Source organism: Lutibacter sp. A80 (genome assembly GCF_022429645.1).
GTDB lineage: Bacteria > Bacteroidota > Bacteroidia > Flavobacteriales > Flavobacteriaceae > Lutibacter.
Genome location: NZ_CP092480.1, coordinates 1,425,952 through 1,440,820, shown reverse-complemented (window position 1 = coordinate 1,440,820; position 14,869 = coordinate 1,425,952). Strand labels below are relative to the sequence as shown.

Annotated in this window: 9 protein-coding genes; 1 reads left to right on the top strand and 8 read right to left on the bottom strand. The window is 30.6% G+C overall.

What is annotated here, in order from left to right; translation table 11 throughout:
* Window positions 1–24: 24 nt before the first annotated feature.
* Window positions 25–1,062 carry a glutaminyl-peptide cyclotransferase gene (locus MHL31_RS06250; RefSeq protein WP_240228223.1) on the bottom strand — a complete coding sequence of 346 codons (1,038 nt, stop codon included), beginning with the start codon at window positions 1,060–1,062 and terminating at the stop codon, window positions 25–27.
* A 119-nt stretch (window positions 1,063–1,181) separates the two neighbouring features.
* Here MHL31_RS06250 and MHL31_RS06245 point away from each other — a divergent pair, with 119 nt between their 5' ends.
* Entirely contained in the window at window positions 1,182–1,433 is a 252-nt protein-coding gene (locus MHL31_RS06245) for a type B 50S ribosomal protein L31 (RefSeq protein WP_240228222.1), read from the top strand.
* Window positions 1,434–1,642: 209 nt separating this feature from the next.
* On the opposite strand, the gene xylE is transcribed toward MHL31_RS06245, so the two are convergent.
* The 7 genes from xylE to MHL31_RS06210 all read right to left on the bottom strand — a co-directional run bounded on the left by xylE (window position 1,643) and on the right by MHL31_RS06210 (window position 14,751).
* On the bottom strand, window positions 1,643–3,058 hold the full coding sequence (gene xylE / locus MHL31_RS06240; RefSeq protein ID WP_240228220.1) for a D-xylose transporter XylE: 1,416 nt from the start codon (window positions 3,056–3,058) through the stop codon (window positions 1,643–1,645).
* 62 nt (window positions 3,059–3,120) lie between these two features.
* A complete protein-coding gene (xylA, locus tag MHL31_RS06235; protein ID WP_240228218.1) occupies window positions 3,121–4,446 on the bottom strand; it encodes a xylose isomerase in 1,326 nt (441 codons plus the stop codon).
* Between the two features lie 21 nt (window positions 4,447–4,467).
* Entirely contained in the window at window positions 4,468–5,955 is a 1,488-nt protein-coding gene (locus tag MHL31_RS06230) for a xylulokinase (RefSeq protein WP_240228216.1), read from the bottom strand.
* Window positions 5,956–5,959: 4 nt separating this feature from the next.
* On the bottom strand, window positions 5,960–6,958 hold the full coding sequence (locus tag MHL31_RS06225; RefSeq protein WP_240228215.1) for a GntR family transcriptional regulator: 999 nt from the start codon (window positions 6,956–6,958) through the stop codon (window positions 5,960–5,962).
* 281 nt (window positions 6,959–7,239) lie between these two features.
* A complete protein-coding gene (locus MHL31_RS06220) occupies window positions 7,240–8,967 on the bottom strand; it encodes a RagB/SusD family nutrient uptake outer membrane protein (RefSeq protein ID WP_240228213.1) in 1,728 nt (575 codons plus the stop codon).
* A 19-nt stretch (window positions 8,968–8,986) separates the two neighbouring features.
* Window positions 8,987–12,265, bottom strand: a complete 3,279-nt coding sequence (locus tag MHL31_RS06215) for a TonB-dependent receptor (RefSeq protein WP_240228211.1) — start codon at window positions 12,263–12,265, stop codon at window positions 8,987–8,989.
* Window positions 12,266–12,915: 650 nt separating this feature from the next.
* Window positions 12,916–14,751, bottom strand: a complete 1,836-nt coding sequence (locus MHL31_RS06210; protein WP_240228209.1) for an arylsulfatase — start codon at window positions 14,749–14,751, stop codon at window positions 12,916–12,918.
* Window positions 14,752–14,869: the final 118 nt, after the last annotated feature.

Sequence of the window (14,869 nt, the reverse complement as noted above, 5' to 3'; positions counted from 1 at the left end):
AAAAAATATAATAATTTAAAGAACCTATTTTTTTATCAATTCAATTTCAAATAATTTAGCCCAATGTTTACCTGTTACAAATAAGCGATTATTTTCTTTGTCGTACGCAATTCCATTTAAAACCTCATCGCTATCAACTAGGTTTTGTTCTTTTAAAATTTCTGTTTTTAAACCATCTAAATCTGCAACACCTTCAACTTTTCCATTTTTTGGATTTATAATTAAAATTGAGTTTTGTTGCCAAATATTGGCATAAATCAATCCATTAATATATTCTAATTCGTTAAGGTTTTCAACTTTTCTTTTATTGGTGTAAGCTTCTATATAACTTTCCTCTATAAAAGTTTCAGGATTTAAAAACCAAATACGTTCTGTACCATCTGTTTTTAATAATTGTTTACCATTATTTGCAAAACCCCAACCTTGAAGGCTTTTGGTATACTTAAATTCTTTTTCTTTTTCAAAAGTATCTAAATCATACACAATACCAATACCACCTTGCCAAGTTAATTGATGAATTTTGTTATTTAAAATTGTAACACCTTCACCAAAATACTTTGCATCTAAATCTTTTTGTTGAAGTACTTTACCAGTCTCTAATTCAACTTTTCTAATGTAAGATTGACCTTTACGACCTGTTCCTTCATATAAAAAACCATTATAATACTCCAATCCTTGTGTAAACGCATTTTTATCGTGTGGGTAAGTATTTATAATTTTATAAGTATAAATTTCAGGAGATGAATCTGCCATAAAATAAACAGGTTTTGTTATTTTTTTTGTTTTACCTTCAAAAAATACAATGGCAGTAACAGTGTGTTTTCCTAATTTAAAATCGTTAACTTTTATAGTTGAAGAAGTGTTGTTGTTACTTTCAATTTTTTTAGAACCGATTGAAAAGTGAACTGAATCTATTGGCTTGTTACCTTTTTCTGATATTGAAATAGTTAGTTCTTGATTACTTTGTATTTTTTGAGGACTATTTAAAATAAATTTGTACTCACTTTTACAAGAAACTAAAAAAAGAACAGCTAAAAAAACTAATATTGACCTATATTTCATAACTTTGTTTAAATATTTATAATTTTTATGTAAATAAAATAAATTATTTGTTTGAAGTTTCAAAAATATAGTTAAATTTGCAGTCTTAAAAATAAAAACAGCATTAAAACGAGTTTACGATGAGAAAAGGTATACACCCAGAAAATTATAGAATGGTAGCATTTAAAGATATGTCTAATGATGATGTATTTTTAACTCGTTCAACAGTAAATACTAAAGAAACTTTAGATGTAGATGGTGTTGAATATCCTTTAGTAAAATTAGAAATTTCAAGGAGTTCACATCCTTTCTACACTGGTAAATCTAAATTAATAGATACTGCAGGACGTATTGACAAGTTCAAATCTAAATATGCTAAATTTAAAAAGTAATATTTTAGATTAAAAATATTTAAAACCTCAACTTTCGTTGAGGTTTTTTTTTGCTTTTATAAGTAAAAAAGAATTAGATATTGTAATTTTAGACTAAATTAAGAGTTTCTTTTTTAAAGAAAAGACCAGTTTTACTAAGGATTAAATTAACAGTACTATAGTTTATACGTCTAAAAAACTCCTCAATTTTGAGGAGTTTTTTTAGAAAACTATTTTTTCAACCAAATTTTCTCCATTTCTTCTAAAGTTTTTCCTTTTGTTTCTGGAACAAATTTCCAAACCAACACCATTGCCAATACGCCCATTACACCGTAAATCCAATAGGCAAAACCGTGATTGAATTTTTCTAATAAATACGTGTTTTTATCCATCATTGGGAATGTCCAAGAAACTAAATAATTAGAAATCCATTGCGCTGCTACGGCAACTGCTAACGCTTTTCCACGAATTTTATTCGGAAAAATCTCAGACAATAACACCCAACAAACAGGTCCCCAACTCATTGCAAAACTTGCTACATAAATTAACATAAATATTAATGCGCCTATTCCAACGGATTCCATAAAAAAGGTTGTACCTAATGCAAACATTGATATTGCCATACCAGCTGCTCCAACAATCATTAATGGTTTTCTTCCATATTTATCCACAGTTAAAATTGCTAATACTGTAAATAATAAATTAACAGCACCAACTATTATTGTTTGTAACAAAGCTGTATCGGTTCCAGAACCCATACTTTTAAAAATTTCTGGAGCGTAATATAATACCACGTTAATACCAACAAACTGTTGGAAAATTGAAAGTAATATACCAATAACAATTACAGTAATTCCAAAAGAAAACAATTTGCCAGAATGACTTTCAACTGTATTTTGAATTTCAGCCAATATTTTCTTTCCTTCTTCAACACCATTTACTTTTATTAAAACTTTTAACGCTTTTTCAGGTTTCGATTTTAACATTAAAGATCTTGGAGTATCTGGTACAAAGAACAGCATAATTAAAAATAAACTTGCTGGAATTACTTCTGAAGCAAACATCCATCTCCAACCTACTAAATTTAACCAAGTATCGTCTCCTTGTCTTGAAATGTAATAGTTTACAAAATATACAACTAACATACCAAATATAATGGCAAATTGATTCATTGAAACTAATTTACCTCTACTTTTGGCAGGTGCTATTTCTGCAATATATAAAGGAGATAACATAGATGCTAATCCAACTCCTATACCTCCAATAATTCTATAAACTATAAAAATATAAATAAATGTATGGTCGCCATCACCAATAGGTTTTAGTAGCATTTCAGGCATTGCAGACCCAATAGCTGAGAATAAAAATAAAGAGGCAGCTAAAATCAATCCATTTTTACGACCTAATTTTTTACTGACTAATCCTCCTAAAACTCCTCCAATTACACATCCAATAAGTGCACTTGAAACTACAAATCCCAATCGGGCGTTTGCCTCCATTTCTCCTAAACCAAAGGGTAATACAAAAAAACTTTCTAAAGAACTTACCGTTCCTGATATTACTGCGGTATCATAACCAAATAGCAATCCTCCAAGTGTTGCTACGATAGTTAGTTTTAATAAATAGATTGAATTTGATGGTTTCATATGGTTTGGTTTAAATTTTGAAAAATAAGCGTATTGAAAATTTCAACACGCTTATTTTTATTTTAGATATATTGATTTATAATATTTTCAAACAACTCTTGTTTACCACTTTTTAGTGATAACTCTCCGTTTTCTTGTGCAATTTTATATAAATCGTTCATAGAAAGTTTTCCTTCTTCAAAAGCTTTTCCATTTCCTGCATCAAACGAAGCATAACGTTCAGTTCTTAATTTATTATAAGGAGAAGAAGTAATAATTTTATCAGCAATTAGTAAAGCTCTTGCAAAAGTGTCTGCTCCTCCAATATGAGCATAAAATATATCTTCTAAATCTGTTGAATTTCTTCTAATTTTTGCATCAAAATTTACACCACCGCCTTGTAAGCCTCCTGCTTTTAAAAACACCAACATTGCTTCTGTAGTTTCTTGAATATTATTTGGAAATTGGTCTGTATCCCATCCGTTTTGATAATCTCCACGGTTTGCATCTAAACTTCCTAACATACCAGCTTTTGCTGCAGTTGCTATTTCGTGTTGAAAAGTGTGTTGTGCTAAAGTTGCGTGATTTACTTCAATATTTATTTTAAAATCTTTATCTAAACCTTGTTCTCTTAAAAATCCAATGGCTGTAGCAGTATCAAAATCGTATTGATGTTTCATTGGCTCCATTGGTTTTGGTTCAATTAAAAAGTTTCCTTTAAAACCTTGTGAACGTGCATAGTCTCTGGCCATTCTTAAAAACTCTCCCATATGGTCTAATTCTCTTCCCATATTAGTATTTAATAAAGACATATAACCTTCTCTACCTCCCCAAAAAACGTAGTTTTCACCACCTAATTTGATTGTAGCATCCATTGCCAATTTAATTTGTCCTCCTGCTCTTGCTAAAACATCAAAGTCTGGATTTGTTGAAGCACCATTCATATAACGTGGGTTAGAAAAACAGTTTGCAGTACCCCATAATAATTTAACACCAGATGCTGCTTGTTTATCTTTAATATATTCGGTAATTGTAGCTAATCTTTTTTCAGATTCTGCAAAGGTTGCACCTTCTTGAACTAAATCATAATCGTGAAAACAAAAATAATCGAATCCTATTTTAGTGATAAATTCAAAAGCTGCATCTGCTTTATCTTTTGCTGCTTGCATTGGGTCTGTAGCTTTATCCCAAGCAAAACTTTGTGTTCCTGGTCCAAATGGATCTCCTCCTTGTCCACAGAATGTATGCCAATATGCTATTGCAAATTTAAAATGCTCGCGCATTGTTTTTCCTGCTACAACCTGATCTGGATTGTAATATTTAAATGCAAATGGATTGTCTGATTCTTTTCCTTCAAATTTAACTTCTCCAATACCTTGAAAGTATTCTTTGTTTCCTAAAATTGCCATTTTTTGTAATATTTAATTTTGTTATTTATTATATTGTTTTTCTAAATCTTGTTTCCAAACGTCATATACATCGGTATATATTTTTTTGTCTTTCAAAGGATGATATGTCATTACGTGTTCATTGTCTGAAAAAGCTTCATCCAATGTTTTAAAATCACCTTTACTAACACCAGCAGCACGTGCTGCTCCAATAGCTCCAGTAGTATCTATAATATTAATATCTGTATTAACTAATGTTGCAATGGTATTTGAAAATATTTCTGATCTAAATAAATTATCATTTCCTGCTCTAATGGCCGAAAGTTCTACACCATCATTTTTTAAAATATCTATACCGTTTACAAATGAAAATGCGATGCCTTCAAGCGCAGCTCTTAATAAATGAGCCTTATTATGTTTGTTGAAATTTAAGTTGAAAAAGCTCGCTCCTTTATTCGTATTATTTAGCATACGTTCTGCTCCATTTCCGTAGGGTAAAATTCTTAAACCTTCGGATCCAACAGGTACGGAAGCTGCTAGGTTGTTCATATCATTATAAGAATCGGTTGATGCTGCAATATTTTTTTTCATCCAACTATATTGAATTCCTGCACCATTAATGTTTAATAACTTTCCAATTCTAGGTTGTTTTTTAGAGTAATTTACATGCGCAAAATTGTTAATTCTAATACTTTCTCTGGTGGTAGTGCTATCTGTAATAGCATACACAACTCCTGATGTACCTCCAGTAGCTGCTATTTCACCAGGGTTAAAAGCGTTTAACGACATTGCGTTGTTTGGTTGGTCTCCAGCTCTGTATAATACTGGAATCCCTTCAGGTAAACCAATTTCTTTTGAAGCTTTTTTTGTTACTGTTCCTTGGTTTGCGAAGGTTGGAACAATTGTTGGAATTAAATCGATACTAATTCCCATATAATTAAATAACCAATCTGCAGGTTTATTTTGTTTAAAATCCCACATAATTCCTTCTGAAAGTCCAGAAATTGTGGTAGTTGCCTCATCAGTTAATTTTAATGCTATAAAATCTCCTGGTAATAATAATTTATCAATTTTTTCAAAAATTTTAGGTTCATTTTCTTTTACCCATTTTAATTTTGAAAGTGTGAAGTTTCCGGGTGAGTTTAATAAATTTGAAACACATTTATCTTCTCCAATACCTTTAAAAGTAGTATTTCCAATTTCTACAGCTCTACTATCGCACCAGATAATTGAAGGTCTTAATACTTGTTTATTTTTATCAACAACCACTAATCCGTGCATTTGATAAGCAATACCAATTCCTTTTATTTTGTTTGAAGAAACTCCTGTTTGAGCCAATAATTTTTGAGTTACTTTACAAATGTTTTTCCACCATAAATTTGGGTCTTGTTCAGCCCAACCAGTTTGTTCTGCTATAATGGTCATTTCTTTTTCTGGATATTGAGTAACCCCAATAGATTTCCCTGTACTTGCTTCAATTAAAGCTGCTTTAATTGACGAACTTCCTAAATCAAATCCGATGTAATACATAATTTTATAATGATTCTCTTACTATTAATTCTGTTGCTATATATTCTTGTATTTGTTTGTCTTCTGTAATAAATTCAGCTGCTTTTATTCCCATTTCTTTAAAATCTGTTGAAACTACCGAAATGCCTTTGTAGATAAACTTTTTCATCGGAGTTTCGTTGTACGATAGAAATCCGATATCTACTCCAGGTTCAAAGTTTTTATTTCTACATTGTTCTAAAAACACTCCTAAAACTCTATCACTTACGCTTATATATGCACATTCTTTTTTAAAGTTAATTTCTTTTGGGTCGGTAATAATGTTATATTTAAATTGATGTTTTTTGCAATATTTCTTAAAAAAGGTAACGGTTTCTATTGGGTGATTTGTAAATGTTGGGTATAAAAAATTAACTTCTTTATATTTTTTAAATAATAGGGTAGCTTTTTTTAATGCATTATAAAAAGACTCTCCAAAATCTTGAAAAACATAATTATTTTCTGGTTTAGCATGAATATTCCAATCTATTAATAATAATTTATCATTGTTAATTTTGGATAAAACTTTTGGGACTTCTTTAGAGTTAAATCCCATTACTACATATTTGTAATAATTACCAATACTGTTATTTATAATGGTTTTAAAATTGTTTATGTTATAATGATGAAATTGTACATCTGTAATAATATTATTTGGTAGATTTTTTATAAAGGAATGATATAAAACTTCTTTGTAAGCTTTAAATGTATCTAAAACAAGTAATATTTTTTTTGTTTTACTAGCTACATAATATCCTTTATTAGGAACAGATTCTATAATTTGTTGTTCTTTTAAAATTGAATATGCTTTAAAAACAGTATCTCTAGAGAGTTTATGAGTTTTACAAATACTATTTACAGAAGGTAGTAAATCACCAATAGATATTTCATTATTGGCAATGGCATTATTAACAGCATTCACTAGTTGTTGATATTTTGGAATATCACTAGTATGTATAATGTTAAATATTATTTTTTCTTTCATTTAAACGATCTGTTCTGTTGTGGTATGTAAAGTTATGTTTTTATTTAATGAAAACAAATTTTAAATTTTTTTTTAAAATTTTGGCAAAAGTTAAATTGTGCTGCTTAATTATATCTCAGTTTCTATAGTAAGTTTATTTTATTTGCTTGTTTAGAAATACAGTTAAGTAGTATTTAGTTAATAGTAGATAGGTAAAAAAAAGCCCAAAATCAGATTTTTGTTTTATTCAAAAGATAATACATACAATCTAATTTTGAGCAATTTATAAACTAAACTAATAATTATTCCCAACCAGGATTTTGTGTTAAGTTAGGGTTTAATACCAATTCTTCTGATGGTATTGCAAGCAAATAATCGCGTTCAGGGTTAAACCCGTAACCATTGGCTAAGTCTACGGCATAAGGGTCTAGGTATCCTTCAGAATCTGTGTTAAGGTTACCTGCAACTTCAATAATTAAATCTTCGTAATAAGCACCTTTTGGTCTTTGTTGTACACCTACAAAAAGATTATGTGCTCTCCATCGCATTAAGTCAGCAGTTCTAAACCCTTCATTCATTAATTCAACAGTTCTTTCTCTTCTTATTTCTTGAAGTAAATTTGATAATGAATATCCATAATCTGGCCAATTAGGGTCAGTTAAAGGGTTTAAAGTAAGTTTTGCTGTTGGATATGCAGCAAAATCAAAACCAGCTCTTTCTCGTAATTTATTTATTGTAAGGTCTAAATCCGCCTGTGTAATAGTTCCTAATTCAGCTTTAGCTTCAGCATAAATAAGTAATGCTTCACTATATCTCATAAGAATTTTTGCTGTATTTCTGCTATAGTCATTAGTAGAAGCGTCTAATTCAACAATTCTGTATTTTTGAGATTCATAAGCTCCTACACTTTTTCCTACAGTAGGTTCTTCCCAATATAGCATAGAGCCATCAATATTAACAACAGTAATATCGCCAGGAACCATTAAAGTTTGAGCAAGTCTAGGGTCTCTGTTCGTTTCAATATTAGCTAACATTTTATCATCTGTATCTAAAGAGCTAACTGCTGTAGGTAAACCATCTAGGGCTAAATAACTGCGTATGGCACTTAGTGAAAAAGAAAAATTGTTAGGCCATTGAACTTGTGCATCATTACCAAAAGAATTTCCTAGGCCAACATAATCATATTCTCTCCAAAGAATAACTTCGCTATTAGTGCTAAGGTTTGTTTGATTAAATAATTCGCCATAAGTAGGGTTTAAACTTCTTGTTCCTCCATCTATAAGCTCTTTAGCTGTATTGGCAGCTTGTTGTAAATAGGTGCTACCATCAGAACCCGTTACACCAAAGCTTGTTCCGTTATGGTATTTTTCCCAGGTACCTTCATAAAGAGCAATTGTTGCTTTTAATAATTGAGCAGCTTCTTTATTTACACGAGGTGTAGAAAGTTCTCCCTTTGTTTTTAGAAGTGAAATAGCCATATCTAAATCTGCAAGTATAAAATCTGCAACTTCATTTCTTGGTGATTTGGCTTGGTATAAAGCATCGGTATTTAAATTATCGAAATACTCTTTATAAATAGGTAAATCACCATATTTTTTTAGTAAATCGTAATAAAAATAAGCTCTAAAGAAATAACCTTCACCTGTAAATTGATTGATTTCTGTTTCTAAGCCTTCCGCTTTAGAAACATTAGATATGAAGTAATTAGCTTGTCTTACTTCATCCCAGCTCCAAAGTGAATTAGTACTTGAGCTTGGAATACCTTGGCTTCCATGCAATCTTGAAGAAATGCCTGTACCTAACCCTAAATCTGTACCAACGTCAGGCATTTGAGCACTACCAAAACCTACACCAGACCATCCAGGTAATTTATTGTAAAAAGAGTTTGCATACAATTCTAAATCACTTGTGGTTTTCCAAAATTCTGGTTCAGATATTTCATCTAGAGGTGTTCTATCTAATATATCTTTGTCACACGACACCATTAAGACTGCCGAGTATATTGTTAGAATATAAAATATTTTTTTCATAATTATCATAAATTAAATTTTAAAATGAAATATTAACTCCTGTAGAAAAAGTTTTAGATAAAGGATAGGAAACCCCTCCACTAAATGTTCCTTGTAATGCTTCTGGGTCATAAAATTTAAGGTCAGAAATTGTTAGTAAATTTTCACCTGTAACAAATATTCTAAATCTATCTATTTTATACTTATCTGTTATTTTTTTAGGAATTGTAAATCCAAGTTGGATTGTTTTTAACCTAGTATAAGCTGCATTTTGAATATAACGATCTACGTGAGTTTTAAAATTTCTATTGTTTTTACCACCATTTACAGCGTAAGGTCTTGGAAAATATGAATCAGTATTAGCTCCTAAAGGACTGTCTGTATCTTCAGGTCTATAATAATCTAAATGTTCTACATATACATTAGAGTGGAATGATCCTTGCATTGGGCCTAAAAATTGCTTTTTTAGATTTCCAGCTAAAGGAGAGTAATCTCTTTTTCCAATACCCTGTATAAACATATTAAAATCTATACCTTTATAGCTAGCACCAAGGGTAATTCCATATTGATATCTAGGTGTTGAGTTTCCTATTATACTTATATCACCATGGTCATCCAATGTGTTAGAACCATTATTTATATAACCATCATTATTTAAATCAGCATATTTGGTATCTCCTTCTCCAAATTGACTGTTGTGTACCCATCTTTGGTTTACAACAGATTCTCTATCTAAAGCTTCTTGGTCACTAGTAAACCAACCTTCCCAAGTTAACCCCCATATTTCTCCAAGGTCTCTACCAGCATATAAGTCTGATAGTAATTCTGTTTCATTTGGAAATTCTACGATGGTTTGTTTATAGTCTGATAATGTGGCTCTAACGTTATATCTAAAATCACCTAATGATTCTTGCCAACTTACTTCGGCTTCCCATCCTTGAGTACGTGTAATACCTGCATTTATTAGAGGGGAACTTGTTCCAAGTACTGCAGGTAATGAAGCACCTGTAGTAGACATATCTTCAATATCTGAACGATACCAGTCAAAAGAGAAATTTAGTCTATTGTTTAATGCTATAACATCAATACCAATATCTTTCGTTTTTACAGTTTCCCAAGTAAGGTTAATACTAGTTAAGTTAGGTACGTTTGCAGTATATTCTCTTTCACCATTGAATAGGTAGAAACCATTTGAAATTGGAATTCTTGGTACATATAGGTAATTACTTACATTTTGATTACCTAAAGAACCACTACTAGCACGAAGCTTAAACATACTTATGTCTTCAATTGGCCAAAAATCTTCTTTTGCTATATTATACCCTAATTCGAATGAAGGAAAACCAGCCCATCTATTACCTGGCTCGAACCTTGAAGATCCGTCTCTACGGTAGGTTACCCTACCTATGTATTTTTCTTTATAATTATAACCAAATCTACCAAATACACTTTCTGTAGACCAGTGAGAGATACCGTCGGTAACTGTTTGATCTCCTACGGCTGTTGATATTGAAGTAACACCATCGGATAATAAACCATAAGCGTTTGCACTTAAGTTATAAACATTATAGCGTTCACTTTGGTAACCTACTGTAGCATCAAAATTATGTTCGCCAATAGTTTTATGATAGCTAGTGTATAAGTTTGGAGACCAATAGTCATTGGTATACAATGTAGGAGTTACACGAGTTTGATCTTTTGAAATTATAACTTGTGTGTCTCCATTTGGACGTATAGTTTCATATTCGGAAGTAGAATAAATTGTTTTATTATTGTTTGTTTTGTAGTTGTATTCTAAATTAATAAACCAATCTTTAATAGGTTCTATACTAACTCTAGGAAGTAAAACTAATTGGTTATTTGTATTTACTTCATTTGAGTGCTCCCATTGAGGGTAATAAGCACCAGCAAGTGGTTCACCATAAATAGGGTCAACAGTAGGCATAGTTGGTTTTAGTTTAGATAACTGGTCAAAAACACGGCCTCGACCATAATTAGGATCCCAAGGGAACTCAGCGTCACTTCTTTGCAACTTTGTTAAAAGTTCAAATCTTAACCATTCTGTTGGTTTTGCAGCTATTTTAGCATCTATATTATATCTGTTAAAAAAGTTTTCAGCCACTTTAAATAATCCATCTTCAGAGTAAGCACCTGTTGAAATGTAATAATTTAATTTTTCAGTTCCTCCTCTAAAACTTAGATTGTGCTTAGTTTTTAAAGCAAAATCATCGAAAAGAAAATCTCTCCAATTAGTATTACCACTAGCATAAAGACCTCCACTACCTACATCCCAATCTAAACCATTATTTTTAGTAACCAATGTTGGCGCACTTCCAGGATTAGCAATATTTTGTTCTATTCTACTAATAGCATCTTCACTGAAAAAAACATTTTCACGACCAGTATTGTTGAAGCCAGCTTCATTCATTACCGTTGTATAAGTTAATGCGTCTGTTTGATTAGGCCATTTTGTATATGTAGAAAATGAGAAGTTGTTAGAATAAGTGATTTTCATACCACCATCCATATTTTTACCACTTTTAGTAGTGATTAAAACAGCACCTCCAGCTGCTCTAGAACCATAAATAGAAGCTGCTGCTGCATCTTTTAAAACAGAAACTGTTTCAATATCTTCGGGGTTGATGTCGTTTATATCCATTACAGCTCCATCTACAAGTACTAATGGACCTGCATTGCTAATACTTGAGCCTGTAGAAGTCATTAACCCTCTAATGTTAATGCTTTGTGTAGCACCAGGTTCACCACCACTTGTAGTATTGGTAATTTGAAGCCCAGTAACAGCTCCTTGTAAACCAGTAGATACATTTGCAATAGCTCTATTTTCAAATGTTTCTGCACTTACTTGTGCAACTGCTGATGTTACGCTTGATTTTTTTCTTGTACCATAACCAACTATAACTACTTCGTCAAGATTAGATACATCTTCTATTAAAGTTACATTTATAGTTATTTGGTCTTTAACTAGAACTTCTTTTGTTTTAAACCCCATAAATGAAAAAACTAAAGTTGCATTTTCATTTAATACCTCTAAAGTATAATTACCATTAAAATCTGATAATACACCATTGCTTGTACCTTTTTCCAGTATATTTACACCTGGAAGAGGTTGTCCGTTACTGTCTTTAACAGTACCCGTAATTTGCTTTTTTTGAACAAAACTACCTTCTGTGTTTTCATAGCCTATGTCTGATGTAAAACCAAACATTGTTGTGACACATAAAAAAATAAAGGTTCTCATAATGAGAGTTAATAACCCTTTTCTAAAATCAAAAAGGGAACTACTTAATTTAATTTTCATAGGATGTGTGTTAGTTAATTAATTATTTATTTAGGGTGTTTATTGTGTTCTCGAAATTTTTTAGGATTTAAGTTTGTAACATTAATTTACCATATTAATACATTAAAATAACATCTTAATTTTATGTTAAATTTAAATATTAATATTTCTAAAAAGTTAAATTATTCGACGAATAACAGCTCATCTTCGATAGAAAAAGGCTTATAAACTATAATAATTAGTAAAATTTATATTATAGAGGGTATAAATGATTTTTTTTGTAGGAAACTTTTTGGTTTTTTTAGAGTTTTAATACTCAGGTAATTAATAGTTAAGGATGTTTAGTTTAAAGGTTCTTGTATTTCTTTATTATTAATGAGGAGTGAGAATTTGTAAATTAGGTTTAAAACCAATATTGGAGTTAGGTCTTTTTTATAATAAAAGAAAATGATAACACCTTATTATATTAAGTTTATCAAAATATTAAATAATGTTAAAATTAAGGTGTTTTAAGTTTAATCCAAATTGTTATAAAATTTTTAAAAAACACCATATTTTTTCATTTTAGTATATTTTACTAAAAAGTTGTTTTTTATTTACTTTTATGGTTATTAATAAATTTTTTTTATAATAGTAAGGTTGGGTGTTATGAGTTATTAACTTTTTCTGGATTAATTAATTAGAACTGTTTTTTTAGATTCTCTAGTAATTCTTATATAGAATGCACCCCAGTCTATAGCTTCTTTATTTGTAAACCAAGCGCTAAGATTTGTTTTTCCTTTAGTGAAATTACCTTTGAAAGTAACGAATTTGTCATTTGGTAATACTTCTTTAGTTTCTTTCCATGCTCCAATTTTAAGCGTACCTTTTATAAAGTTTTTAACTACACCTTCACTTATAGCTCCAGTTGAAATAGTTTTTTCCCTACCTTCTACAGAAGCATTAATAGTTAAATCAGATTCAAAAGGCCATCTACTAATTTCTATTTTATACGTACCGCTTTGTTCAAAAGCTACAGTAAACGTTCCTCCATATGGGTTGTGTTTTCCAGACCTAATAAAGTTTTGGTTCCAAGGTATTTTTGAATCACTAATATGTTCGTCGTGACAGGTTATTGTAGTGGGGTTTTGTTTATCCGAGCCTACAATAATAACAGGGTATTGATTAAATTCTTCAGATACGGAGTTCCACCATTCATTATAGTAACCTCTCATTTTATTTACAACCTCAGGTTGTTCATTTGCAAGATCTTTGGTTTGTGCTGGATCTGTGGAGATATCATATAGTTCTTTACCGTTAATCAAGCGCATTTTGTTAGACATTACAGCACTTTTTTTCCATTTTATAGGTTCTTGAAGGCGTTGAGAGTCTGTTATTACATAATCTCTGTTAAGTGTTGCGTTTTTATTAAAAAATAAAGAAGATATATCCGTTCCATCAAGTTTTAAATTTGGTAAATCTAATTGACATAAAGAAGCTAGCGTAGGTAAAATATCTATATTGGCAGTAAGTGCGTCAATATCTAATCCTCCTTCAATTTTTCCATTTGGATAGCGAATAAAAAAAGGGACTCTGTGTCCGCCCTCGTATTCGCTATTCTTTGTTCCTTTCATTCCAGCATTAAAACCATACAGTTTACCATCAACAGATCTATATCCAGAAGCAGTACCATTATCTGTCATAAATATAATGATGGTATTGTTTAGAATATTTAATGCTTTTAATTTCTTTTGTAACTTGGTTAAATTATCATCTATATTGGTAATCATTCCGTAAAAAATCTTTTGAAATTCTGGAATATCTAAATCTTTATATAAGTTGTAATATGGTTCTGGAACATTAAATGGGCTGTGAGGAGCATTGGTTGAAATGTAGCAAAAGAATGGTTTGTCTTTAGTTGTTTCAATATAACTTATAGCTTCATCAAACCAAACATCTGTACAATAACCATTGTATTTAGTAGGAACTCCATTTTTAAAATATGTGTCGTCAAAATAATCATTTCCCCAATAATCAGGAGTTTGTCCCACACCACCACCACCATGGTTTACAGTATATTTAAAACCTTTATCTTGTGGTCGAGAAGGGTAGGTGTCGCCCAAGTGCCATTTACCAAACATTCCAGTTTCATATCCATTATCTTTAAAAACCTGAGCTATGGTAACTTCTTTTTCTCGAAGTATAGAAACGCCTCCAATAGTATGCCATACACCTACGCGGTTTGCGTATCTACCAGTTAAAAGTCCTGATCGAGATGGTGCACACGTTGGACCTACATGAAAATCGGTTAATCGTATAGATTCATCATGTAATTTATCCATAGCAGGTGTCTTAATAAGCTTGTTGCCATGAGCGGCAATATCACCATAACCTTGATCGTCTGTAATTACAATTATAACATTAGGCTGTATTTTTCTTTTGTTAAGAATCCTGTTTTTATTCTGAGAAATAGATGGCAGTGTAAAGTATAAAGAGGTAATTATTGCTATTAAAATTCTTTTATTCATTAGGTGCAGTATTAGGACTTTTGGCAATTTTAATATGAATTTTTAATAAAAAAAACATAAATTGGTTTAACAAAGGTGTTTAAAATTATTAAATAATCATATTTTTTTATCAAAAATT